The sequence below is a fragment of the Peribacillus sp. B2I2 genome (assembly GCF_041261685.1).
Lineage (GTDB): Bacteria > Bacillota > Bacilli > Bacillales > DSM-1321 > Peribacillus.
Genome location: NZ_JBGCCB010000001.1, coordinates 1,148,542 through 1,169,595 on the forward strand (window position 1 = coordinate 1,148,542; position 21,054 = coordinate 1,169,595).

29 protein-coding genes and 1 riboswitch are annotated in these 21,054 nt (G+C 42.0%); of the genes, 14 read left to right on the plus strand and 15 right to left on the minus strand.

Annotation, left to right across the window (positions count from 1 at the left end):
* Positions 1-70: 70 nt before the first annotated feature.
* A complete protein-coding gene (locus ABIE66_RS05790; RefSeq protein WP_370014153.1) occupies positions 71-955 on the minus strand; it encodes a PucR family transcriptional regulator in 885 nt (294 codons plus the stop codon).
* Between the two features lie 231 nt (positions 956-1,186).
* On the opposite strand from ABIE66_RS05790, the gene ABIE66_RS05795 reads away from it, so the two are divergent.
* Positions 1,187-2,221 (plus strand): NAD-dependent epimerase/dehydratase family protein, encoded by a 1,035-nt coding sequence (locus ABIE66_RS05795; protein WP_370014154.1) that lies wholly within the window; start codon positions 1,187-1,189, stop codon positions 2,219-2,221.
* A 148-nt stretch (positions 2,222-2,369) separates the two neighbouring features.
* Here the strand turns inward: ABIE66_RS05795 and ABIE66_RS05800 are convergent, their stop codons facing one another.
* The 4 genes from ABIE66_RS05800 to ABIE66_RS05815 form a co-directional block, all read right to left on the minus strand.
* Positions 2,370-3,476 carry an iron-containing alcohol dehydrogenase family protein gene (locus ABIE66_RS05800; RefSeq protein WP_370014155.1) on the minus strand — a complete coding sequence of 369 codons (1,107 nt, stop codon included), beginning with the start codon at positions 3,474-3,476 and terminating at the stop codon, positions 2,370-2,372.
* Between the two features lie 64 nt (positions 3,477-3,540).
* On the minus strand, positions 3,541-4,362 hold the full coding sequence (locus tag ABIE66_RS05805; protein WP_289324023.1) for a MetQ/NlpA family ABC transporter substrate-binding protein: 822 nt from the start codon (positions 4,360-4,362) through the stop codon (positions 3,541-3,543).
* Between the two features lie 52 nt (positions 4,363-4,414).
* A complete protein-coding gene (locus tag ABIE66_RS05810; protein WP_289317585.1) occupies positions 4,415-5,083 on the minus strand; it encodes a methionine ABC transporter permease in 669 nt (222 codons plus the stop codon).
* Positions 5,070-6,086, minus strand: a complete 1,017-nt coding sequence (locus tag ABIE66_RS05815) for a methionine ABC transporter ATP-binding protein (protein ID WP_289324024.1) — start codon at positions 6,084-6,086, stop codon at positions 5,070-5,072. Before ABIE66_RS05815 ends, ABIE66_RS05810 begins: the two co-directional genes overlap by 14 nt.
* Positions 6,087-6,153: 67 nt before the next feature.
* A riboswitch (SAM riboswitch) is annotated at positions 6,154-6,258 on the minus strand.
* A 286-nt stretch (positions 6,259-6,544) separates the two neighbouring features.
* Here ABIE66_RS05815 and ABIE66_RS05820 point away from each other — a divergent pair.
* Positions 6,545-7,369, plus strand: a complete 825-nt coding sequence (locus ABIE66_RS05820; protein WP_370014156.1) for an MBL fold metallo-hydrolase — start codon at positions 6,545-6,547, stop codon at positions 7,367-7,369.
* A gap of 246 nt (positions 7,370-7,615) precedes the next feature.
* Here ABIE66_RS05820 and ABIE66_RS05825 read toward each other — a convergent pair whose 3' ends face one another.
* From ABIE66_RS05825 to ABIE66_RS05855, 7 genes are all read right to left on the minus strand, one after another.
* Positions 7,616-7,804, minus strand: coding sequence for a hypothetical protein (locus tag ABIE66_RS05825; protein WP_061461991.1), 189 nt, complete (start codon positions 7,802-7,804; stop codon positions 7,616-7,618).
* A 91-nt stretch (positions 7,805-7,895) separates the two neighbouring features.
* Positions 7,896-8,099, minus strand: coding sequence for a YheE family protein (locus ABIE66_RS05830; protein ID WP_289327251.1), 204 nt, complete (start codon positions 8,097-8,099; stop codon positions 7,896-7,898).
* Positions 8,100-8,162: 63 nt separating this feature from the next.
* Positions 8,163-9,044, minus strand: coding sequence for a YheC/YheD family protein (locus ABIE66_RS05835; RefSeq protein ID WP_370014157.1), 882 nt, complete (start codon positions 9,042-9,044; stop codon positions 8,163-8,165).
* The gene (locus tag ABIE66_RS05840; RefSeq protein WP_370014158.1) at positions 8,953-9,360 is read right to left on the minus strand and encodes a hypothetical protein; all 408 of its coding nucleotides are present in this window, start codon (positions 9,358-9,360) and stop codon (positions 8,953-8,955) included. Before ABIE66_RS05840 ends, ABIE66_RS05835 begins: the two co-directional genes overlap by 92 nt.
* Positions 9,357-10,724 carry a YheC/YheD family endospore coat-associated protein gene (locus ABIE66_RS05845; RefSeq protein WP_289324027.1) on the minus strand — a complete coding sequence of 456 codons (1,368 nt, stop codon included), beginning with the start codon at positions 10,722-10,724 and terminating at the stop codon, positions 9,357-9,359. Before ABIE66_RS05845 ends, ABIE66_RS05840 begins: the two co-directional genes overlap by 4 nt.
* 3 nt (positions 10,725-10,727) lie before the next feature.
* Entirely contained in the window at positions 10,728-11,798 is a 1,071-nt protein-coding gene (locus ABIE66_RS05850) for a YheC/YheD family endospore coat-associated protein (protein ID WP_370014159.1), read from the minus strand.
* 16 nt (positions 11,799-11,814) lie between these two features.
* Entirely contained in the window at positions 11,815-12,867 is a 1,053-nt protein-coding gene (locus ABIE66_RS05855) for a YheC/YheD family endospore coat-associated protein (RefSeq protein ID WP_370014160.1), read from the minus strand.
* On the opposite strand from ABIE66_RS05855, the gene ABIE66_RS05860 reads away from it, so the two are divergent.
* The 7 genes from ABIE66_RS05860 to ABIE66_RS05890 all read left to right on the plus strand — a co-directional run bounded on the left by ABIE66_RS05860 (position 12,866) and on the right by ABIE66_RS05890 (position 16,216).
* Entirely contained in the window at positions 12,866-13,072 is a 207-nt protein-coding gene (locus tag ABIE66_RS05860) for a hypothetical protein (RefSeq protein WP_370014161.1), read from the plus strand. The two genes, ABIE66_RS05855 and ABIE66_RS05860, sit on opposite strands and share 2 nt — an antisense overlap.
* 239 nt (positions 13,073-13,311) lie before the next feature.
* Positions 13,312-13,449, plus strand: coding sequence for a hypothetical protein (locus tag ABIE66_RS05865; protein WP_370014162.1), 138 nt, complete (start codon positions 13,312-13,314; stop codon positions 13,447-13,449).
* 9 nt (positions 13,450-13,458) lie between these two features.
* Positions 13,459-13,914 (plus strand): DUF445 family protein, encoded by a 456-nt coding sequence (locus ABIE66_RS05870; RefSeq protein WP_370014163.1) that lies wholly within the window; start codon positions 13,459-13,461, stop codon positions 13,912-13,914.
* A complete protein-coding gene (locus tag ABIE66_RS05875; RefSeq protein WP_370014164.1) occupies positions 13,886-14,383 on the plus strand; it encodes a DUF445 family protein in 498 nt (165 codons plus the stop codon). Before ABIE66_RS05870 ends, ABIE66_RS05875 begins: the two co-directional genes overlap by 29 nt.
* Positions 14,384-14,456: 73 nt before the next feature.
* Complete coding sequence (locus tag ABIE66_RS05880) at positions 14,457-14,813, plus strand: YlbF/YmcA family competence regulator (RefSeq protein WP_034314741.1); 357 nt, start codon at positions 14,457-14,459, stop codon at positions 14,811-14,813.
* Positions 14,814-14,961: 148 nt separating this feature from the next.
* Positions 14,962-15,828 carry a Cof-type HAD-IIB family hydrolase gene (locus ABIE66_RS05885; RefSeq protein WP_370014165.1) on the plus strand — a complete coding sequence of 289 codons (867 nt, stop codon included), beginning with the start codon at positions 14,962-14,964 and terminating at the stop codon, positions 15,826-15,828.
* A gap of 133 nt (positions 15,829-15,961) precedes the next feature.
* Entirely contained in the window at positions 15,962-16,216 is a 255-nt protein-coding gene (locus ABIE66_RS05890) for a transcriptional regulator SplA domain-containing protein (RefSeq protein ID WP_370014166.1), read from the plus strand.
* Between the two features lie 154 nt (positions 16,217-16,370).
* On the opposite strand, the gene ABIE66_RS05895 is transcribed toward ABIE66_RS05890, so the two are convergent.
* The 3 genes from ABIE66_RS05895 to ABIE66_RS05905 all read right to left on the minus strand — a co-directional run bounded on the left by ABIE66_RS05895 (position 16,371) and on the right by ABIE66_RS05905 (position 17,220).
* On the minus strand, positions 16,371-16,505 hold the full coding sequence (locus ABIE66_RS05895; RefSeq protein WP_370014167.1) for a hypothetical protein: 135 nt from the start codon (positions 16,503-16,505) through the stop codon (positions 16,371-16,373).
* Positions 16,502-16,642, minus strand: a complete 141-nt coding sequence (locus tag ABIE66_RS05900) for a hypothetical protein (protein WP_370014168.1) — start codon at positions 16,640-16,642, stop codon at positions 16,502-16,504. The genes ABIE66_RS05895 and ABIE66_RS05900 overlap by 4 nt, the downstream gene beginning before the upstream one ends.
* 125 nt (positions 16,643-16,767) lie before the next feature.
* Positions 16,768-17,220, minus strand: coding sequence for a DinB family protein (locus ABIE66_RS05905; protein WP_370014169.1), 453 nt, complete (start codon positions 17,218-17,220; stop codon positions 16,768-16,770).
* A gap of 328 nt (positions 17,221-17,548) precedes the next feature.
* Between ABIE66_RS05905 and ABIE66_RS05910 the strand changes: the two genes are divergently transcribed.
* The 5 genes from ABIE66_RS05910 to ABIE66_RS05930 are packed head-to-tail and all read left to right on the plus strand — an operon-like array spanning position 17,549 to position 21,027.
* Complete coding sequence (locus ABIE66_RS05910; protein ID WP_289317572.1) at positions 17,549-17,851, plus strand: urease subunit gamma; 303 nt, start codon at positions 17,549-17,551, stop codon at positions 17,849-17,851.
* A gap of 12 nt (positions 17,852-17,863) precedes the next feature.
* Positions 17,864-18,178: an urease subunit beta gene (locus ABIE66_RS05915; protein WP_289324036.1), complete on the plus strand. Its 315-nt coding sequence runs from the start codon at positions 17,864-17,866 to the stop codon at positions 18,176-18,178.
* A gap of 4 nt (positions 18,179-18,182) precedes the next feature.
* Entirely contained in the window at positions 18,183-19,892 is a 1,710-nt protein-coding gene (ureC, locus tag ABIE66_RS05920) for an urease subunit alpha (RefSeq protein WP_370014170.1), read from the plus strand.
* Between the two features lie 9 nt (positions 19,893-19,901).
* Complete coding sequence (gene ureE / locus ABIE66_RS05925) at positions 19,902-20,348, plus strand: urease accessory protein UreE (RefSeq protein WP_289324038.1); 447 nt, start codon at positions 19,902-19,904, stop codon at positions 20,346-20,348.
* Positions 20,341-21,027, plus strand: coding sequence for an urease accessory protein UreF (locus tag ABIE66_RS05930; protein WP_289324039.1), 687 nt, complete (start codon positions 20,341-20,343; stop codon positions 21,025-21,027). The genes ureE and ABIE66_RS05930 overlap by 8 nt, the downstream gene beginning before the upstream one ends.
* Positions 21,028-21,054 lie beyond the last annotated feature (27 nt).

Here is a 21,054-nt window from a genome sequence, read left to right on the forward strand (position 1 = left end):
GCTATCAGTTTAGAAAAAAGTATGGGCACATTGCACAAAAAAGGATGAAAACCCCTGTTTGTAATGAAAATTAATCATTCATTAAAAGAATCAAGTACGCAGTCAAGGCATGACGAAAGTTCCTAATATCGAGACCAGTTCTTTCAGAGAATTTATCTATCCGGTATTGTAAGCTGTTCCGATGTATATAAAGCTGTTTGGCGGCATAGGTGGCATTGGAATTACATTCGATATACGTTTTGATCGTTTTGATAAGTTCAGTATCCTGCTTGGTCTTGCCGAGAATCTCATTGATATACCACTTTGCATTCGTAACGGAAAGGTCATTTATTAATGAGTGGGGGATGATGTCTGCTAAATCAGCCACCTTTAGATCCGGCAGATGCACTTGTGCCAAATAAAAACATTTTTTCTCCTGGTTCCTGTGATGATGAAGGTCTTGATTTACAGGGTGAAAGCGCCCGGTGAACATACGTGTCTTTACATAAAAGTCACTTTCAAGCGTGGAAGAAATGGCGATTAGTTCTTTATTTGATAAAGGTTCATCCTTGTCCGTTTCAATCAAGATTCCTGACGTTTCATTTTCCCAGACCAATGCTGCATCAGATGGAACGAAAGCGAGGAAGGCGTCTTCAAAATCGGAGTTGGAAAAATCTGCATGAGTCAGCTTGAAATGAATGAATCGAACATTCTCCCAGCTTGTTAAGGGCAATGGTGCATTCGGTTCGGATAAAAAAGTTTTCCATGATACGTCTTGATACGTATTTGGATTATTCGGGTTTATGCAAGGAGCAAATAGCAGTTCCAATAAACGGATTTCTTCTGCGGTGATTTCTGAACGGGGAATCCCAAGTATACTTCTAGAGTCTTCGAACCAAACATATTCAGAAATTTCATCAGTATCCATTTTATTGGTAATAGCATTCGGGAATTTTTGTTTAAGATTTTCAAGCATCGTCTCCACCTTCTTTCTTCATATCCATATCATTATAGCGAAAAAGAATAAAGTGCAAAAGATTAAGAATATTACTAGTTTTTAAGAAAAACGACATGACAAGGTCAAATCATTCCGGTAAACGGAAATTCATGGTTAAAGCGAGTTGGAATAAAAGTTGGAAGTATTGTTAATTTTAGGAAAGGGTTTTGCATATGCTTTATGGAATATCGTTTAAGAGGAGGCGATTGTATGAACATTTTAATATTGGGTGGTACACGGTTTATAGGCCGGTATTTAGTTAAAGCTGCGATTGAGAAAGGGCATGATGTCACACTTTTTAATCGTGGAAGCAACCCTGATGTTTTTGGCGAAATCGAACAATTAAGAGGGGACCGCGACGGGGATCTGGAAATGTTGAAGGAAAGACATTGGGATGCAGTCATTGACACATCGGGTTTTATCCCTCGAACTGTAGAGAAATCTTGCAGATTACTGAATCAGGTTAAACATTATACATATATTTCAAGCTGCTCAGTTTATAAGGATCCTAGCAAACCAGGCATTGATGAAAATGGAGCGGTTCATATACTAAATGATGCAAAAGTAGAAGAAATCACCCGTGGGACGGCTGGACCGATATACGGGGAATATTATGGTCCGCTAAAATCATTGAGCGAAAAAGCAGCTGAAAAAGAACTGCCGGGGAAAGTCTTGTCAATTCGTGCTGGCCAAATAGTAGGTCCTTATGATTACACTGACCGTTTGCCATACTGGCTTAAGAGAATAGCGGAAGGGGGAGAAGTTTTATCCCCGGGACGCCCTGGCCGTCCAATCCAATTTATCGATGCAAGGGACTTAGCTCAATGGATCATCCAAATGATAGAAAAAAGTATGACAGGTGCATATAACGCCGTGGGACCGGATTACACTCTAACTATGGGTCGTTTACTTGAAGACTGTAAAAAGGTGACAAGAAGCAATGCTGCCTTTACATGGGTATCTGAAAAGTTCTTGATGGACAATAAAGTCGAGCCGTGGGGAGAGATGCCTTTATGGATACCGGAAGAGTTCCCTTTTCCAGGAGCCAAGGAACCTTTGAATGGATTTTTGGCTTTTGATAACAATAAAGCCATCAATAATGGACTAACATTCCGTCCGCTTTCTGAAACACTCGAAGATATTTGGGATTGGGAAAAGAATCGACCAGAGTCAGCTGATAGAAAAGCTGGTATCCACAGACAACATGAAAGTGATCTCCTTCGATTATGGAAACAGACAGTCTGATGAAAACTTCTTTTATTAGACTGAAGGATTGGCACCACATTTTGTTTAATAATAGGTACATAGAGAAAAGGGTGATTTGAAACAAGCAATGTTATGATTTGATTCCTTAATGTATTAAAAAACGATGGGGAAAAACCCCATCGTTTTTTCAGTCCATGGATGTGCTTGCGTGAGTTGTGAGGACTTCAAGGTTTTCCATGGCTGCTGTCACTTTTTCCCGGTTAATATCAGGGAAAAGAAGATGGATGCCTTCCCCTTCTTTGACAGAGTGGGCTGCAATCTCTTGAAGTTCCGCCCTATGTTCAACCGTCAGACCAATATCAAACAATGTCATAGGCATTTTAAGCACCTGGTAGAATGGAATTAATTGTTTGATTTCTGAGAATTTCCCTTCCAACATAAGCTGGACTAAAATGCCATATGCCACTTTTTCCCCGTGAAGTAAATGATGCGTTTGCGTGATGGAAGTCATGCCATTATGAATGGAGTGGGCACCGGCAATGCGCAGGTACTGGTCACCAAAGCCGCCAACTAGACCACTGGTGATGATGTTCGTTTCAATTACACGTTTTAGTGAGTCTGTCCATTTGCCCTTTTCCAAATCCGCTAGGGCTTCCTCGCCATATGTCAATAAAACTTCCTGACATTGCCTTGCGGCCATATGTGCCAATTCAATACAAACGGACTTTGTGGCAAGTTTTTCGACCAATGCATTGCCCTCATACCATTTCGCCAATGTATCGCCGATTCCTGCCCGTAAAAAGCCAATAGGCGAATCCAATAGAATTCCCGGTTCGATAAATAACATCCAAGCGCTTTTTTCATGAATATCATAGCGGACATAGGAACCATTATCATCATAAATGACACTTAACGGTGTCCAGGCAGCGCAGGTGGAAGCTAGGGTTGGAATGAGGATGATTTCCTTTTGAAGCGAGTTTCCGGCCGATTTGGCGAGGTCGAGCAGCTTACCGCCTCCAATGCCGATTAATGCATCCACACCTTGTTCAAGAGCTGACTTCTTGACGCGTTCAATTTCCGGGTCACTGCATTCCCCGTCGTATGTGAAAAAGATCGTCTCAATATTTTCGAAAGAAGGAAAAAATGGTTCTGCAACTTTCCATGATTTTCTTCCATGAATAACGAGCACTTTACGAATGTTCGCTTTACTCAGTTTTGCTTCCAGTGTTTCAAGGACATTAGCTTTACAGGCATAATAGGCTGGGCCGCTGCGGACTTCCAGTAGGGTATTCATATTCGTTCTCCTTAATGTAAAGGCCTGTTTCCCTGAAAAGGGAAAGCAGGCCTCGATTATTTGATCATTTCATCCAATCTGGTTTTCCGAATCCGGCAAAATTGCTATCGATCACTTTTTCAAACTGGGCGGATTCCACTACTGATTTAATATCTTTGGCAAATTGAGCGTCTACATCTTTTGTATTCACTGCAACAACGTTTCGATACATATCTGGCATCTTTTCTAAAACAAGGGCATCCTGGAGGTCCATTTTCGCTGCGAGAGCGAAATTACCAGGGACAGCTGATAGGTCAACACTGTCTGTTGCGCGGGGCAATTGAGCGGATTCCAATGGCTTGAATTGGATGTTTTTTGGATTTTCCGTTACATCCTTTTCAGAAATTTTTAAAGGGTCTACATCTGGGTCAACCTCGATCAATTTTTCATCAACCAGCACTTTAAGTGCACGTGCAAGGTTAACCGGATCATTGGGCAATGCAAGGGATGTACCGTCTTTAATTTCTTTCAACGATTTATATTTGTTCGAGTATATGCCCATTGGTGCTGTTGGAACTATGATAAGGTCGGAAAGCGTTAGATCATTTTCTTTAGCGAAGTTATCCATGTACACTTTATGCTGGAATAGGTTGGCGTCGATCGAGTTGTTGCCAAGCGACTTATTCGGCTGGATATAGTCGGTGAACTCTACGATCTCTATTTTGTAACCGAGATCTTCCAGACCTGGCTGGATTGCTTCTTTAACCATATCGGCGTATGGCCCGGTAGTCGCCCCGATCTTCAATTCTTTTTTGTCTTCAGTTTTTGGGGATGCATCATCGCTTCCGCAAGCTGCCAAGCCAAGGGCAAGTGCACAGACTGATAATAACGAAGCTATCTTCTTCATTTGAAATTCCTCCTGAAATATATGTATTGAATCATTGAAAAAATGACTGATTCTATCGTTTGTTAACTAAGTATGAGGCTTTGTCACCAACCATTTGAATGATTTGTACAAGGCAGATCAACACGACGATCGTCGTGATCATGACCGTGTTGTCATAACGGTAATAGCCGTACCTGATGGCCAGGTCACCAATTCCCCCTCCGCCGATTGTCCCTGCCATTGCTGAGTAACCGATCAGTGAAATGGTCGTTAATGTCAGCCCCTGAATGATTCCCGGTTTTGCCTCCGGAAGAAGTACATCCTTGATGATCATCCATGGAGTGGCCCCCACGGCAATTGCAGCTTCAATCACTCCTTTGTCTATTTCACGTAATGCCGATTCCACGATCCTTGCAAAAAAAGGTATCGCGGATACGGACAGGGAAACAGAAGCCGCTCTTGGCCCTATCGTCGATCCAGTAAGCAGTTCCGTTAAAGGAAGGAGGGCGACCAAGAGAATGATGAACGGGATTGAACGGACAATATTGACTGCGAAACCGAGTGATCGATTCACGACGCTATTTTCAAAGAATAAATTCCTAGTTGTCGTAAACAGCAATACTCCAAGTGGTAAACCTATCAGAAGGGCTACCGCAAGGGAAACGCCGACCATATAAATTGTTTCAAGAAAGGCTTTATTAAGATCAGGTAAAATATTGACGATGGAATCAAGAAATGACATGTTTTAACACCTCCACAGAATTGGAACGATTTTTTATATATTCCAATGCCGAATGAATTTCAGCGGCCTCACCGATTAACTCAATGATCAAGATGCCTAAAGGGACATCCTGAATATACTCAATTTTACCGTGCAGGATATTCCCCTTTACTGAATGGGATTGGAGAGCGTCGGAGAGAATCGATTCACCGGCGGTTTGCCCTTCGAATTGAATTTTAATAATCGTTCCTTTACTTTCTTCAATCAAATGTGAGGGAAGTTCGAAATCCAATACACTGCTGATGAATTGCTTCGTTAATTCCTGCTTTGGCTGTGAAAATATTTCATAAACGGAACCTTCTTCAATTACCCGCCCATCTTGCATGACGGCGACTCGGTGGCATAGTTCTTTGACCACTTCCATTTCATGTGTAATCAACACGATGGTGATCCCGAGCTCCCTGCTTATCTTTTTTAATAACTGTAAAATCGCTTTTGTTGTTGTTGGATCAAGGGCTGAAGTCGCTTCATCACATAACAGTACGGTGGGGTCATTTGCTAAGGCCCGGGCTATGCCGACCCGTTGCTTCTGTCCACCGCTAAGCTGTGCCGGATAGACATCTTTTTTATCACTGAGACCTACGATTTCCAGCAATTCCAATACACGTAACCTGATGGCGTCCTTCGATTGATGCGCGGCCTTTAAGGCGAAAGCGACATTTTCATAAACGGTTTTTGAACTGACCAAGGAAAAGTGTTGAAATATCATTCCGATTTTTTGACGTTGTTTACGAAGCTCTTTACTTGATAAAGAGGTTAAATCAATGCCGTCAATGATGATATTTCCAGCTGTCGGACGTTCAAGCAAATTCAAGCAGCGGAGTAATGAGCTTTTTCCAGCTCCGCTGTAGCCGACAATTCCATACACTTCGCCTTTTTGAATGGTTAAAGATACGTTATCCACTCCGATAACTCGGTTTTTCTTCGTGATGTATTCCTTTCGGACTGAACGGATTTCAATCATGATCCTTCCCCCTTAAACATAAAAAACTGCCTCTATCATTCAGAAAGAGGCAGCGAAATTATATCTCGTCTTATCTTTCAGAATGCAAACATTCTGCAGGAAGTGGCACCGTTCCCGAAGGGCGGTTGCCGGACATCACAGGGCCTGATCCCTCCGTCACTCTTGATAAGTAAATTATTATTTTAGAATATTTCAAGTTTTATAATATAATCTATAATATTTGTAAAATTCCACAATGTCAATCGTTTCTGTGATTTGGTGATAGTTTTTTTTCGATAATGTTCCGTGCGGTTCATTAAAACCATTCCAGTCAAAAGGGCTCTGAGTCAATAATCCGTCTTTTACATCCAGATATTCCATTATTTCCTTGTCAAAAGGGTAAAGAGATAATACATTTATTATAATAAAGTGAAAAAGGGAGAAAAAACTATTTTTGTACAATGATGGGGTGGAAATGCATGATAGAGATTAAGACGGTAAATGATGTGGTTTGTGTGCACGGGACTCCTGGCGGGATCAAGTCGGGGATGAGTGTCTATGTTTTTTTAACGGATGGGCTATTGATAGATACTGGCGCACAGATTTTATTGGAAGGACTTATTCCATTCTATGAGTCCGCAGACTTCGATGCAGTTGCCCTTACGCACTATCATGAGGACCATACGGGAGGCGCTGCCTGGATAAAGGAACATAAAAAGGTTCCGATATTCATTCATCCGATGTCGGTTGATGCTTGTGCGAAGGATGCTGAATATCCTGAATATCGTAAAATGTTTTGGGGAAAAAGAGACGCCTTTAAGGCTGAGCCGCTAGGCAAGGCCATTCATTCCCGCACCCAAACGTGGGAGCCGATTTTTACCCCTGGTCATGCGAAGGACCATATGGTGTATTTGAATCACAGCACTGGCATGCTCTTTTCAGGAGACCTTTTCGTAACACCAAAAACAAAGCTTATCTTACGGGAAGAGTCTGTCCCGATCATCATCGATTCCATAAAAAAATTACTCCGATATGACTTTGGGGAAGTGTTTTGCTGCCATGCTGGGCATGTGCCAGACGGAAAGGAAATGTTTCGAAAAAAACTCGAATATTTGGAAAACCTCCAAGGTGAAATTTTACGCTTACATGATCAAGGGCATACAGTCCATGAAATCCAGCAAGTCGTTTTACCGAATCGCTATCCCCTTATCGAGATATCTGGACATGAATGGGATTCAGAGCATATCATAACTTCGATATTAAACGAAAATGTTTTGAATGATAGGGAGAATGGAACTATTTGAATATTAACAATAGATATTGAAAGGACGAGCTCTGATATTACTGCTTTTAGCATAATACCAAATGCCTGCGGGGGATAGAATGCGGGAATTGGAAAAGGCAAGCAGACAGCATGTTGTAATATTTAGTTTGCACTCAAACAACTTCCATCCGGGAAGTTGTTTTTTATGGAGGGGGTGCTTTACATAAAAAAACATTTGATAGTGGGGAATATAGTGGAGCTCCCCAAAAAGGGAGCCCACGAGTGTTTATTTATTGATATTGGGATCTGTTTCATCATAAAAATCATGTGCTTCCTCGATGTTCTGAAGGTTAGCGACTTCATACACATTTCCGCCTGCCATTCCTTCATTGATTATTCGATCGATATCGAGGAAAACGGAATCCTTGCCATCATATTCGGTATCCTTCAAAAATGTCATTTTTTCTTTATCCAAAATAAATCCCTCCTAGCCTTTTCTTTAGTTTAGGCAAAGGAGGGATTTTTATTCCGTTCAGGGGGTTAATGAATGAAAAAGGGGAAAGGGCTCATTCATATACATGGTAGACCATTAAGTCATGGATCATGCTTTTGAGTTGGGTTTCATCTGTTTCGGAAGGTGGGTTGGCTGTCCATTCGATGGAACCATCTTTATGGTATAAGGCTTTGATTGCCTCCTTTTTGAAATAAAATGAAATTTTCCATCCTGGCAGATTCTTATGCAGTGGTGCCCACTGAAAATGGGTGATCATATGTATAACCTCCATATATGCTGTCTTTCATATCATTATAATGTAAAACGGCAGCTGGAGGTGTCATTTTATTGTCAGGTTGGAAAAAGTCAATTCAATGAAAAGATTTTTTAAATGCAAAAGCCGGTTAGCTTCAATTTCCTCTTCATCGAACTGCATGGGTTTTGAGTTCACTTCGTATATGAAGAGCGAACCCGATTCATCTTCCCCTACATCAATGGAAAATTCTCCGAGAAACCCGATTTTTTTCGAAAGAGTCTCACCGCATTTTTGGGCGATATTCGCTAATTTTTGATTCAAGCTTCTTGATTGCAGGTCTTGATAAGGAAAAAGCTTACCCCCTCGGGGAGTGTGGGTGGTGATTTCCTGAGTTTGTGACATCCTTACTGCTTTGCCGGTCACTTTATAAAAACCTTTTTCATAATGGACGAGAATTCGGTAATCGTAACGATGACCAAAAATTTTTTTCGGTATGATCGCCTCTTGAGCAAGGTAGCTTCTTTTTAATAAATCCCTTTTTTTTGTTTCCCAGAATGAAGTGAAATCCGGAAAGGACTCACTATGCTTTAGGCTATTGAACAAAAGTGTCTCATCAGGATTTTTGATGATGGTATAAATGCCCTTCCCTTGGCTTCCTTTGCATGGTTTAAGGTAAATATGTCTGTGGGTTTCGAGGAAAGCATCCAAGCAATCGCTGTTCCGCAGGATCATGGTGGGGGGGAGGTGAGTGGTGAGGGCCCCGTCTTCCGTTAATGCTTCGAACATTACATATTTATCTATAAAACAAGGGTTGAAAAGGTTTATTCGATATTCTTTAAAGTGGTTGATGAGACGCTGGAATTCTTCTGAAGCCTCATAGCCCACTCGATGGGATACGGTTATAGACGATGTCAGGGAGGGGCATCTTACACTCGATCCATTTGTTTGAAGTGGAGGAAAAAACATACCCTCTCAACGACTCGGAATGCAGGGCATTTCCTGTGAAAGCATAAGTCAAAATCCCGTGTTCCAATAAATATAAGGATAGGTCCCGAAAAAGGGTCAGGTTTCCACCCAAACCTGATTCCTTTTTGGGATTGGAAACAGTCAGTATTCCGACGACAAGCATCCGGTTACCTGGAAATATGGTGATAGGAATTAGGGGGTGATTCGAATGGTCCTTTTTATAGCTGATCTCCTCTTTGGCAGACCCGGCGAAAAGATCCGCATTCTCATGAGTGTGGTGCCAATTTTCAGTGCGGATATCGTAAAAAATGTTCATCGCGGCACACTGATTGATTTCGTAATCGTCTGTTCCGTAAGGTAAATGGCATAATCAAGGCTGAGCTTTCTGGTCAGCAGTTCGAAATCCTTGAGTTTTGGATGGGAGAAGATGGAACGTCCAGGTTTGGAATTGGCTTCAAACATCCAAACCTGCCCTTTTTTATCCAATCCAAAATCAAATCCTATTTCTGCAATGATGCCGTCCAAGTTCTTTTCTATACTGTCACTTAGAATCAGTGCGGCTTCCGATAGCTTTCGTTCGACTTCTTTCGCTTCATCGTCATCTCCAAACAATTCGGCGACCGTTTTGATGACACCCCCGCTTTTAATATGGGTCGTGACGCTACCGGCACCAGCGATTTTTGCTGCAATCGCGGACACCTGCCATTTTCCATTACTGTCCTTGTTCGTATGGACCCGGAAATCCACTGGACGTTTTTCAGATCGAATTAATGGGATGCCCTGCTGCACGATAAGGTTCTCAAGCGGCCGGTCGTGAAAAATATGTTTAACAATGGCTTCCAAAGTGGAAAACTTTTGCAGTTTATTTTCTTTTGCTTCATTTGTATAGCGGCAATAGTAAACATCCTCATGCTTATCATAAAGAATTTGGTGAATCCCTAGACCGAGGCTGCCGTGAATGGGCTTTATATAAACTTGACGGTAATGGGAAAGAAGGGTTTCCACCACGGACATGGATTGAAATGGATACGTTTCCGGCAAATAAGGCAGTGCCCGCTCATCTGCGCATAACCTTTCATTTACATCCCATTTATTGAAAAAACCAGGATTATACCATGGAATGGTATATTCTTTTTGAAATTTCTGCTTCACTTCTTTGGGTCCATCGCGGTTTTCCGTCAACCGGTTTGGGAGACGGTCATAGATGACATTAGGAAAAGGAAATTCATTAATGTGCCAGTCATCGTTATCAAACACATAACCTTTGATTGTCTCCTCATCCCAATTGATTACATTCTCTCCAAAAACAAAGGGGATACAGCCTGTGGTCCTGCTAAGCGAAAGGAGCTTTGCGAAAAATTCCGTTCTCTCCCCTAATGGTTTGTTTGAAAGGCCGGTGAATCCTGAGGAAAAGATTCCGACAAGCGGTCCGATATGGATGCTCTTGCCGTATATGAATAAATGAAGGGGAATATCGGTATGATCGAATATAAGCGATTCCGCAAGACTTTCCGATAGGACGATTGATTGATTGACGGCCGGGTTTTGTTTGACGATGGCAGGACATGAATGTCGTCCGAAATAAATTAATTCAATCTCTGCCAAATCTCCAAGCTCTGAAGGATAGTAGAGAACATTGCCAGGGATAGCGGCAATTTCGGCAGGATAAGTCTTTCTCACTTTCTATTCACCTGCTTTCTGAAGATGTTCGGCTAAATACTGGCTATATTGAAACGGTGCGCGATGAATATCTTTCATGGTCTCCGGCTGAAGTGCCTGAATGATTTTCCTTCCGGGCTTCGAGTTAATATCCATTATCCATATTTGGCCTTTTTTATCGATGCCTAGATCAATCCCCAACTCGAATAACCTTTCAAAGACAGCTTCGGTTTTTACGGGCAGGGTGCGAAGGATATGCTGAATCTTTTGTTCGACAGCATTCGAAAACGTTTCCGGGTTCCTTTTGTTGAAAGTATCCAATGAAATGGCTTCCCCGCCTGTGGCAAGATTTGAGGTAATTCCGTCCTTTTGTCCCGTACGAATTCCGCGTCCCCGTTCCATCCATTGATTCTTCTCGTTTTTTTGAAGTAAGATCCGTAAATCGAATGGCTCGTTATTTTGGTTGCGAAGTTCCAAATATGGCTGGCAGAGGTAACGGTATCGATTTAATAAATGCTGCAGCCATTTGTTAAGCTGAGATTTGGAGGAGAATTGGCGGTCATATTTGGTGCCCTTTTTCGTCATGGAAACCAAGGTCCCGTCTTCGGTTTTTGAAAGAAGATAGATTCCTGTACCACCTGCACCGAATTCAGGTTTGATGATGATTTTATACAGGCGTTCCAAATGATCGGTAATATCTTCAGGTGTCGTCACTTTTACGGTCTCTGGAAAAAATGCCTGCAGGTGTGGATGGTTTTTTAGGATTTGGTACACTTCCCACTTACCAGGAAGGCCCAGCCCTAAGAAATTCGAGTTTTCTTTTAACCAATCGATTTTGTGTCGTGTTTCCGTAGACTCACGGACTAATCCGTGAAAACAGCGATCATATACAAAATCAGGTAAATCAAAAGATGTGGTGATCCAAGTTTCGTTCTCGGCATCAAAACGCTCGCCGCGCACTTTTTTCAGATCCATATCAATATTTTCCGGTGAGAATTTACAAACTTTCATATTAAATGATTTAGCGTTTTTGGCTATTTCGGTGAAGTAGTTGTTTTCATGTGTATCCGACGCGGCCATTAATCCTATTAACACGTGCTAGCAACTCCTTTTATCGATGGTTTTCGCGGTTAAGGGCAAGCATGAAATCTATGATGGATTTTACTGATGGACGAAACGTTTCATAGTTGCCATGAAATTTTTTCGAAGGTTTTGAATTCACTTCGATGATCCATGGATGGCTATCGGTATCCAGTGCTAAATCGATACCTAGTTCACCGAATGAATCGTCTTGGTTTTCGACCAAGGCCTGGGCAGTGTTGTTAGCCAGCCGTACGAGCTTTTGATATATGCGGCTGGCGTCCTGAAGGTCAAATGCTTCCTTTAGAAAATCCGGCCCATTTTTCATCAATCCGCCTTGTGCAAGATTGGAAACGATAGTACCAGGGTCCCCAATCCGGGCAACCATTGATGAAACTTTCCATTCAAGCTGATCGTTCCGGTGAAGAAGTATGCGAAAATCAACTTTTCTCTGATCGGTTTCGAATAGGGAAATCCCTTTTTGAAGAATGAAGGCTTGTTTTCTGGAAAATATTTTTAAGGTTTCGTACAACTTTTCATCCGTATCAGCAAAATGTACATCTTGGAGATGCCCGGATTGCTCGATTTTCCATTTTTCAGCCACTTGCGTTAATCTGCAAATATTCCTGCCTTGGCTGCCTGATGTGGGTTTAAAGTAGATTACCGAATGCTTTTCTATAAATGTCAAGAAAGATTCCTTTTGGTTAAAAAGTATCGTCTCTGGCAAATTTGGCAACAGGTCATCTTCTAAGATTAGCAGCTCATGTACATCATGTTTGGAGAGGAACCTTCCATTGAACATCGGTATTGACCGTTCCTCCAGTTCAGTTTTAAATAGCTTGAAAGAATGCGATTCCTCAAGTTTGCGCGAGTGTATCCGGTTATAAAAAACATCAGGAATGGGGAGGGGCAAGGTTTGCCAGCCATCTTGCCCTGGCAGGTAGCCTTCCACAACTCCATCTTGAAGAGACTGCAATTTTACTAAATAGAAGGGGACGCCCTGCTGATTACAATATGATTTCATTTCCTGATAAAATTTTTCCATCTCGCCGAATGTCCCGTCTTGCAAGGGAGTCTGGTTCATGAGTGAAGCGAAGAACGGGCCTATTTTAATTGACCGTCCCTCCGCATGGTATGAGATGGAGATTGGATCGGATAAAACGGGTAAGGATAAAGTTTGGTTCATATCATATGAAAGTTTCAATGTAGGCTGGGATGACGGGAACGGCTGGACAAGTACCGGGACCGAACGGCATCCAGCCATGATCGTCAAGGGTTCTCCAAATTGAAGGCCCCATTCCTCAAATAGTTTTTCTTCGATAAACAGTAGCGCCTTCTTTCTAGTCTCTGCGGGATTTACCGTAATGAAAACTTTCTGATGGTTAAGGTTCATAATAATTCCCCGTTTGCACTAAGTTTGATATCCTTTTATCATTTAATGATGGGCAAATGTGGATAACACATTCTATGTTTTTTTAAATAGAAGGTGTCATCAAGCCTCTATTTAAGCAATAAAAGGAGAAATTTCATGGGTGAGTTTTGGGTAAAGATACTGTTTATGGTCGTCGTAGGTGCTGTAATAGGGTGCTTCACTAATTTATTAGCTATCAGAATGCTGTTCGGACCTTATAAACCAATCTATATTTTCGGGAAACAGTTGCTGTAGACACCAGGGTTGATTCCGAAGCGGCAGGGTGAGTTAGCCAAACAGTTAGGCAAATTGGTGGTTGATCATTTAATCACCCTAGATAGCATTCAAAGCAAAGTCATCAATGATGCCTCTATACAGAATATGAAAATTTTTGTTCAGGCAGAAGTAAAGAAAGCATTGTCCACGGAAAAAAGTGCAACTCAATTGCTTGATCAATTGGGAATGAAGAATTCGTCATTCACGTTAGACCAGAGGTTACAAGCATTCATTCTTGGTAAATATGAAACATGGTCGGAAGAGAATCGGAGCAAGAGCCTGAAGGATATCGTCCCGTCTCACATTCAGCAAAAAGCCCTCGACTCGATTCCTGATTTGTCACGTTTCATCGTGAAAAAGGGAAAAGAGTATTTTGGCAGTGCAGAAGGCAAAAGCCGTCTTGAAGATATGTTGGATGATTTTTTCAAGGAACGGGGTAAGTAAGCTGATCAATTTAATTCAGATGTTCATTGGAAACGAAAAGTTAATTGATAAGATCCAACCGGAAATCATTAAATTCTTAGAACAATCTCGAACAATTGATACATTGTCAGTGATGATGGTGAAAGAGTGGGGAAATCTCGAGAAATGGGATCTAGAGAAAATCGAGGGAATGATTGGTAAGGAAACGATAAAACAATTGATTAAAGAAAAAACGGCAGAAATGATGCCTCTCGCTGGTATGATGAATAACCCGGTTCGTGAATTGACTGCCAATTTTTCGAACAGCATTGTGGAAAAGGGTGTCCCGATCTTCGTGGAAGAGCAAGTTTCGTCATTTTCGGTGTCCCGGCTTGAGGACATGGTCGTTTACATCACTAAAAAGGAATTGTCGATGATCACATACCACGGGGCCTTACTTGGTGGAATCATCGGATTATTTCAAGGTTTCGTAACTGTTTTGATAGGATGACGTGTAATTCGCAATCGGATTTGTTATAGTGGAAAAGGTGTAGGAATACAATGATTACCGGGAGGGGAAATACATGAGTAACGTATATGATGCAGCGTATGAAATGGAAAAGGCGATTAGGGCAAGTAATGAATATGCGGACTTGCAACGCTTATATGATCTTGTAAATTCTGATGAAGCAACAAAAGGAATGTTTGAAAACTTCCGTAATCTTCAAATGTCATTGCAGCAAAAGCAAATGATGGGACAGGAGATTGCTCCAGAAGAGGTTGAGCAAGCACAAAAGACGGTACAGCTTGTCCAACAAAACCCAACCATTTCACAATTGATGGAAGCTGAACAGCGTATGAGCATGGTTATCGCAGACCTCAATAAAATTATCATGAAGCCGCTTGAAGATTTATATGGCTTGCCTGAACAACAGCAATAAGCAGTTGGAGACTCCCTTCTATAATGGTTGGGAGTTTTTTTTGTTCTCGAAATGTACCGTATGCAAGGGGTGTGAACTACTATTTGTTCTACTCTCTAAATTTTAGTCATAAATTTTAAAGAGGATATTACAGATGGGGGAGATCAGCATGGTATATCGTCTACTTGCGGTCAATATCGACGGGACATTGCTCCAGTCAAATGGACGTTTAAATAAATCGACAAAAGAAGCAATCGATTATGTACACCAAAAAGGTGTCCATGTTGCACTTGTGACATCAAGAAACTATCACTCAGCAAAAAAAGTGGCCAAAGCCCTAAAAATAAATCCGATGATCGTTGCTCAACAAGGAGCGTTTGTCGGAGCTTCCATTGAAAAGCCCATTATGGTAAAAAGAATTTCAGAAGAACTGACTGCAGAACTCGTGCAAATGCTTGAAAAGACCACATGCCAAATTTTGCTCATTCATGAAAAATACTCGCTGGGCAATCGGGTGAACCTCCCGGAGAATTTGCTTGGCAAAACGGTTATGTATTTGAATGATCAAAATATTTATGCTCAAAATTATGTGGATGATATCAGTGAAGAGCTTATTGACAATCCGATGGCTCCGACGAAAATGGACATAATATTTTCAGAAAAAAGTGATCGAAATGAAATGCTGAAATTGATAAAGGAAATGTTCCCAGAGGTGGATGCAATCTTACATCCGGGCCATAAGCTGACAATTGTTCCGAAGGGCGTTTCCAAATGGAGCGGTGTATTGTATTTAGCTGATCATTTAGAGGTGAAAAGAACGGAAATCGTCTCGATTGGAGATGGATTGGATGATTTGGAGATGATTGCGGGTTCCGGTCTGGGTGTTGCCATGGGCAACGCGGATGAGGAAGTAAGGAAAGTGGCAAAATGGGTGACGCGCTCCAATGATCAAGATGGTGTTGCCTATATGCTTAGGGAATTTTTCCGGAAACAGCATCCAATCGATTTTCTGCAGAAGATGAATATGCTTAAGTGAATGGTGGGGCTCCTTCATATGGAAGGGGCCTCATTCACATTATGCCGCTTTGCAAGGCTGTTATTTTTCATAAATAATTCTAAGCAACTTTCCATAAACTAAAGGAAAATCAGTAATGGAAAGGAAGAATTCAATGGGTATTATCAATGCGAAAGAAGTACAAGTCGGTGACGAGGTGTTTGTAATTTATAATAATCCCCATGTTCCTACCGTTTCGAATATAAGGGCAGCGGAAATTGTCCCACATCCAAAAGATCCCAATGCAGTAGCCTTATTCCTGAACGAAACATTTCATACGATTGAGGATGATGATGCTTTGTTCTCTTCGGAAGCCGCTGCGGAAAAAGCATACAGTGATTATATGGATAACCACGATCAGATGTCTTGAAGTGGTGTTTACTTCGCTGTACTGGGAGAGAATGAACAAATGAAAGCCCCTGCTTTAAAGTGGGGGCTTTCATTTGTTCATTGGCTTGAAGCATCGAACACACGCAGCATTGCATGGATTTGCCCCATAAAAGTCCCGAACTCACGAGTAATGCTCAATTCACGAGTAAAAGCCCCGAACTCACGAGTAAAAGCCGGAAACTCACGAGTAAAAGCCGGAAACTCACGAGTAAAAGCCGGAAACTCACGAGTAAAAGCCGGAAACTCACGAGTAAAAGCCCCGAACTCACGAGTAACGCTCGAAACTCACGAGTAAAAGCTCGAAACTCACGAGTAAAAGCCGGAAACTCACGAGTAAAAGGCCGGAACTCACGAGTAAAAGCCCCGAACTCACGAGTATTTGCTTCAAACTTACGAGTAAACGCACCCATACTCACATGTCAGGAAACTTTGGTGATTAAAACAACATATTTGACTGGTAAGTTGCCGACTTAAATCTAAAAAACTGTCACTCATTTTTCAAGAAAAATAGAGTGACAGCTTGTGGATAAATCAGTTAGTAGATTTTTTAATGAAGAGTTTCATTGCGTGAATTTGTCCTATATGATTGGCTTCGTGCAGGACTACGAAATTAATGAATTCTCCAACTGTTTCCATTCCGTTGAAAGGTTGTGCAGCTTTTTCTGTCAATCGTTCCTCCGGAATTTCAAGAAGACGACCAAGTTGTTCTTGCAGTTGTTGCTTTAAAACTTCAACGGATGGTACATCCCCGGTCCAGTCGGCGGGTTTTGATCCATATCCGAATAACTGGCCGTAATTCTCTGGCAAATTACTGTTGGAGTTCAATAAAAATTTTTCCGCTGCAGTAAGAACATGTCCAAGGTGCCAATGGATCGTATTATTAAAACCTTCAGGCTGCACATCCATAAATTCTGGATTGATACCCTCTATTTCTTTTAAAAGATTGCTGCGCATGGCTGTCAGCTGATTTTTCACATAATTCATTTTACATTCCCCTTTCAATCCTTTTTTTCAAAACACTATCTCATGAAATTATAGCAAGGATATTTCAATATTATCAAATTTTAGATAAGTCTTTTCAAAAGGGGAAGGCTTATCAATTTACAATTAATTTCATTTTAAGGGTTGTAATTGTCAGATAATTTATTATAATTAAAATAATGTTAGGTAAACTTACATAACTATGTAAAGTTAAGGAACGGAATGTTGGATCGGATAATGGTAATTGATTGAAACGGTGCATTGAAAGAGTTGCAGCCGAACTTAAGGGGTAGGTATTTTAACGGTATAGATTGGTAAAAGGAGAGAGGGTATGCGTTTAACAGCAAGAGAACAGGAAAAGTTATTGGTTGTAGTGGCGGCAGATTTGGCACGAAGGCGAAAAGATCGAGGCTTGAAATTGAACTATCCTGAATCCATTGCCCTGATTACCTATGAAATTGTGGAAGGGGCCAGGGATGGGAAATCCGTATCGGAATTGATGCAATTTGGAAGGACGATTCTTTCAAGTGAAGATGTTATGGAAGGGATCCCAGAGATTATTCATGATATTCAAGTTGAGGCGACGTTCCCGGACGGTACAAAGCTTGTGACAGTTCATAATCCGATTCAGTAAAGGGGGAATTCCATGATACCAGGTGAATATATCTTGAAAAAAGAACCGGTCATATGTAACGAGGGGAAAAGTCCAACGGTCATAACTGTCATCAACAGGGGCGACCGTCCGATACAGATTGGCTCACACTTTCACTTTTATGAAGTGAATACTGGTCTGGAGTTCAATCGTGAGGATGCTTTTGGGAAAAGACTGAACATTCCTGCCGGTACAGCTGTCCGTTTTGAGCCGGGGGATGCGAAGGAAATCGAGCTGGTTCCATTCAGCGGCAAGAGGGAAGTTTATGGATTAAGCAATAAAACGAATGGTCCGCTTGATAAGGAGTGAAAATATGAGCCATGAAATGTCACGTAAGCAATATGCCGACATGTTTGGTCCGACAACAGGAGATTTAATTAGATTGGCAGATACCGAGCTTTTCATAGAAGTGGAAAAGGATTTTACAAAGTACGGTGATGAAGTGAAATTTGGCGGGGGTAAAGTAATCCGTGATGGTATGGGGCAACATCCAACCGCTACAAGAGATGAAGTGATGGATCTTGTTTTCACCAACGCGATCATCATCGATTATACCGGCGTTTATAAGGCGGATATCGGCGTGAAAGATGGAAATATTGCAGCTATCGGAAAAGCGGGAAATCCCCTATTGATGGATGGGGTGACAATGGTGATAGGAGCCGCTACCGAAATAATTGCAGCTGAAGGAAAAATCGTTACTGCCGGAGGGATTGACGCCCACATCCATTTCATTGCCCCGCAGCAAATCGAGACTGCACTATCAAGCGGGATCACGACAATGATCGGCGGGGGAACCGGACCTGCAACGGGAACGAATGCCACGACTTGTACTCCGGGAGCTTGGAATATACATAAAATGCTCGAAGCGGCAGATCATTTCCCTATGAACCTTGGTTTTTTAGGCAAAGGCAATTCTTCGGCCAAAGAACCGCTTGTTGAACAAATAGAAGCTGGTGCGATCGGGTTGAAATTACATGAAGATTGGGGTACGACGGCTGCAGCGATCGATACTAGTTTAATAGTGGCAGATGAATATGATGTTCAAGTGGCGATTCATTCCGACACGCTAAATGAAGGTGGTTTCGTCGAGGATACGATCAATGCCATCGACGGCCGTGTCATTCATACATATCATACCGAAGGAGCGGGCGGGGGACATGCCCCTGATATCATCAAGGCGGCTAGTTATCCCAATATTCTCCCGTCCTCGACGAACCCTACCCGTCCATACACGATCAATACGTTGGAAGAGCATTTGGATATGCTGATGGTATGCCATCATTTAGATCCATCCGTTCCGGAAGATATCGCTTTTGCCGATTCCCGGATAAGAAAAGAGACGATTGCCGCTGAAGACATTCTGCATGACCTGGGCGTTTTTAGCATGATCAGCTCCGATTCCCAAGCAATGGGCCGTGTAGGTGAAGTTATCCTGCGGACATGGCAGACAGCCGATAAGATGAAAAAGCAGCGTGGCAAAATGTTGGAGGAGGCAGGGGAAGGAGACAATTTCCGTGTTAAGCGTTATGTTGCAAAATATACGATAAACCCTGCAATCACACATGGAATCTCTGATGTCGTCGGATCTGTGGAAGAAGGGAAATTCGCGGACTTGGTGCTATGGGATCCTGCCTTTTTCGGGGTTAAACCGGACATGATTCTAAAAGGGGGCATGATTGCGCACAGTATGATGGGGGATCCGAATGCCTCGATTCCAACGCCGCAACCCGTGTTATATCGCCCGATGTTTGCAAGTTTTGGAAAGGCCGTTGCGAGTACGTCGATTACGTTCCTGTCAAAAGCGTCATATGAAGCGGGAATTCATGATGACCTTGGGTTGAAAAAAATAGTGAAGACTGTCTCGAACATTCGCAATCTTACAAAAAAAGATATGAAGTTAAACGGGGAGACCCCCGTTATAGAAGTTGATCCGCAAACATATGAAGTGACGGTGGATGGTGATTTAATTACGTGTGAGCCAGCGGAAATCCTGCCGATGGCGCAACGATACTTTTTATTCTGAGGTGATGGCATGATAGTTGAAGAAGTATTGGGAAATATAGAGTTTATTGAAAAAAAGGCGAAGCATATGGAAAAGGTTTATCTGGAAAGCGATGCATTAAGAAAACGGATACTAAGGGTTAAAACGGATCATGGAAATGAAATTGGGATACGCCTTAAAGAAAACAAGGATTTGATGGATGGGGACATCCTTTATATGGATGAAAATAATATGATTGTGATCCATACGATAGATGACGATATTTTGACGATCATGCCTACAACCCTAGGGCAGATGGGCGATATAGCGCATCAATTGGGAAATCGCCACTTACCTGCCCAGTTTGATGGCGATGAAATGCTTGTTCAATATGATTACCTGGTGGAAGAGCTTTTAATGGAACTGGATATACCGTTTCGCCGTGAAAAGAGAAAGGTGAAGCAGGCATTCCGTCACATCGGCCATTCACATGATTGAACGTTTGTTTCCGTTGATCCAGCTTTGTGATTCCAATTTTCCTTCTGGGTCGTTCTCCCATTCATTCGGGATGGAGACCTACATTCAAGAAGGGAAGGTACATGATGCAGCTTCTTTAAAGGCGTTTTTGAAGGTATACATTTCAAAATCTTTAACCTATACAGATGGACTGGGGTGCCGGCTTGCATATGAATTCGTAACAAGTCATAGGGCTGAAGGAATATGGGATCTGGATGAGAAGCTTTATGCCGCATGTTCGGCCCGGGAATCCAGGGAGGCCTCGAAAAGAATTGGACAGCAGATGGCTAAACTATGCTCGAACTTATATCCGTCCGAAGAGTTATCGGCATACTTGAAGAAAATCCAAGGAAAACAATGTTATGGACATCCGGCCATTGTATTTGCGCTTGTATGTACCGAACTGAATATTACCGTAGAAATGGCCATTCATGCCTGTTTGTATGCAGGCGTATCCTCGTTGATCCAAAATGCAGTAAGAGGAATCCCTTTGGGTCAGACAGCTGGACAATCCCTCTTATTATGGACACATGATATTATCCAGACAGCTGTTGCATTCATTAAAAGTCTTCCGGAGGATGAACTCGGACGGACACTGCCGGGATTGGAAATCGCTCAAATGAGGCATGAGCAATTACATGTAAGACTATTCATGAGTTAACCAGAAAAGAGGTGACAGATTTATCTC

Excerpts from the sequence above, each read along its gene's own strand:
- ABIE66_RS05860 (WP_370014161.1), top strand. The coding sequence starts at position 12,866 with ATGAGTGAAGCGAAGAACGGGCCTATTTTAATTGACCGTCCCTCCGCA.
- ABIE66_RS05915 (WP_289324036.1), top strand. The coding sequence starts at position 17,864 with ATGATACCAGGTGAATATATCTTGAAAAAAGAACCGGTCATATGTAAC.
- ABIE66_RS05820 (WP_370014156.1), top strand. The coding sequence starts at position 6,545 with ATGATAGAGATTAAGACGGTAAATGATGTGGTTTGTGTGCACGGGACT.
- ABIE66_RS05875 (WP_370014164.1), top strand. The coding sequence starts at position 13,886 with ATGATTTTTTCAAGGAACGGGGTAAGTAAGCTGATCAATTTAATTCAG.
- ABIE66_RS05910 (WP_289317572.1), top strand. The coding sequence starts at position 17,549 with ATGCGTTTAACAGCAAGAGAACAGGAAAAGTTATTGGTTGTAGTGGCG.
- ureC (WP_370014170.1), top strand. The coding sequence starts at position 18,183 with ATGAGCCATGAAATGTCACGTAAGCAATATGCCGACATGTTTGGTCCG.
- ABIE66_RS05790 (WP_370014153.1), bottom strand. The coding sequence starts at position 955 with ATGCTTGAAAATCTTAAACAAAAATTCCCGAATGCTATTACCAATAAA.
- ABIE66_RS05835 (WP_370014157.1), bottom strand. The coding sequence starts at position 9,044 with ATGTTTTTTCCTCCACTTCAAACAAATGGATCGAGTGTAAGATGCCCC.
- ABIE66_RS05815 (WP_289324024.1), bottom strand. The coding sequence starts at position 6,086 with ATGATTGAAATCCGTTCAGTCCGAAAGGAATACATCACGAAGAAAAAC.
- ABIE66_RS05810 (WP_289317585.1), bottom strand. The coding sequence starts at position 5,083 with ATGTCATTTCTTGATTCCATCGTCAATATTTTACCTGATCTTAATAAA.
- ABIE66_RS05905 (WP_370014169.1), bottom strand. The coding sequence starts at position 17,220 with ATGAATTATGTGAAAAATCAGCTGACAGCCATGCGCAGCAATCTTTTA.
- ABIE66_RS05890 (WP_370014166.1), top strand. The coding sequence starts at position 15,962 with ATGGGTATTATCAATGCGAAAGAAGTACAAGTCGGTGACGAGGTGTTT.
- ABIE66_RS05885 (WP_370014165.1), top strand. The coding sequence starts at position 14,962 with ATGGTATATCGTCTACTTGCGGTCAATATCGACGGGACATTGCTCCAG.
- ABIE66_RS05855 (WP_370014160.1), bottom strand. The coding sequence starts at position 12,867 with ATGAACCAGACTCCCTTGCAAGACGGGACATTCGGCGAGATGGAAAAA.
- ABIE66_RS05800 (WP_370014155.1), bottom strand. The coding sequence starts at position 3,476 with ATGAATACCCTACTGGAAGTCCGCAGCGGCCCAGCCTATTATGCCTGT.
- ABIE66_RS05830 (WP_289327251.1), bottom strand. The coding sequence starts at position 8,099 with ATGATCACCCATTTTCAGTGGGCACCACTGCATAAGAATCTGCCAGGA.
- ABIE66_RS05805 (WP_289324023.1), bottom strand. The coding sequence starts at position 4,362 with ATGAAGAAGATAGCTTCGTTATTATCAGTCTGTGCACTTGCCCTTGGC.
- ABIE66_RS05840 (WP_370014158.1), bottom strand. The coding sequence starts at position 9,360 with ATGAACATTTTTTACGATATCCGCACTGAAAATTGGCACCACACTCAT.
- ABIE66_RS05865 (WP_370014162.1), top strand. The coding sequence starts at position 13,312 with ATGGGTGAGTTTTGGGTAAAGATACTGTTTATGGTCGTCGTAGGTGCT.
- ureE (WP_289324038.1), top strand. The coding sequence starts at position 19,902 with ATGATAGTTGAAGAAGTATTGGGAAATATAGAGTTTATTGAAAAAAAG.
- ABIE66_RS05795 (WP_370014154.1), top strand. The coding sequence starts at position 1,187 with ATGAACATTTTAATATTGGGTGGTACACGGTTTATAGGCCGGTATTTA.
- ABIE66_RS05880 (WP_034314741.1), top strand. The coding sequence starts at position 14,457 with ATGAGTAACGTATATGATGCAGCGTATGAAATGGAAAAGGCGATTAGG.
- ABIE66_RS05930 (WP_289324039.1), top strand. The coding sequence starts at position 20,341 with ATGATTGAACGTTTGTTTCCGTTGATCCAGCTTTGTGATTCCAATTTT.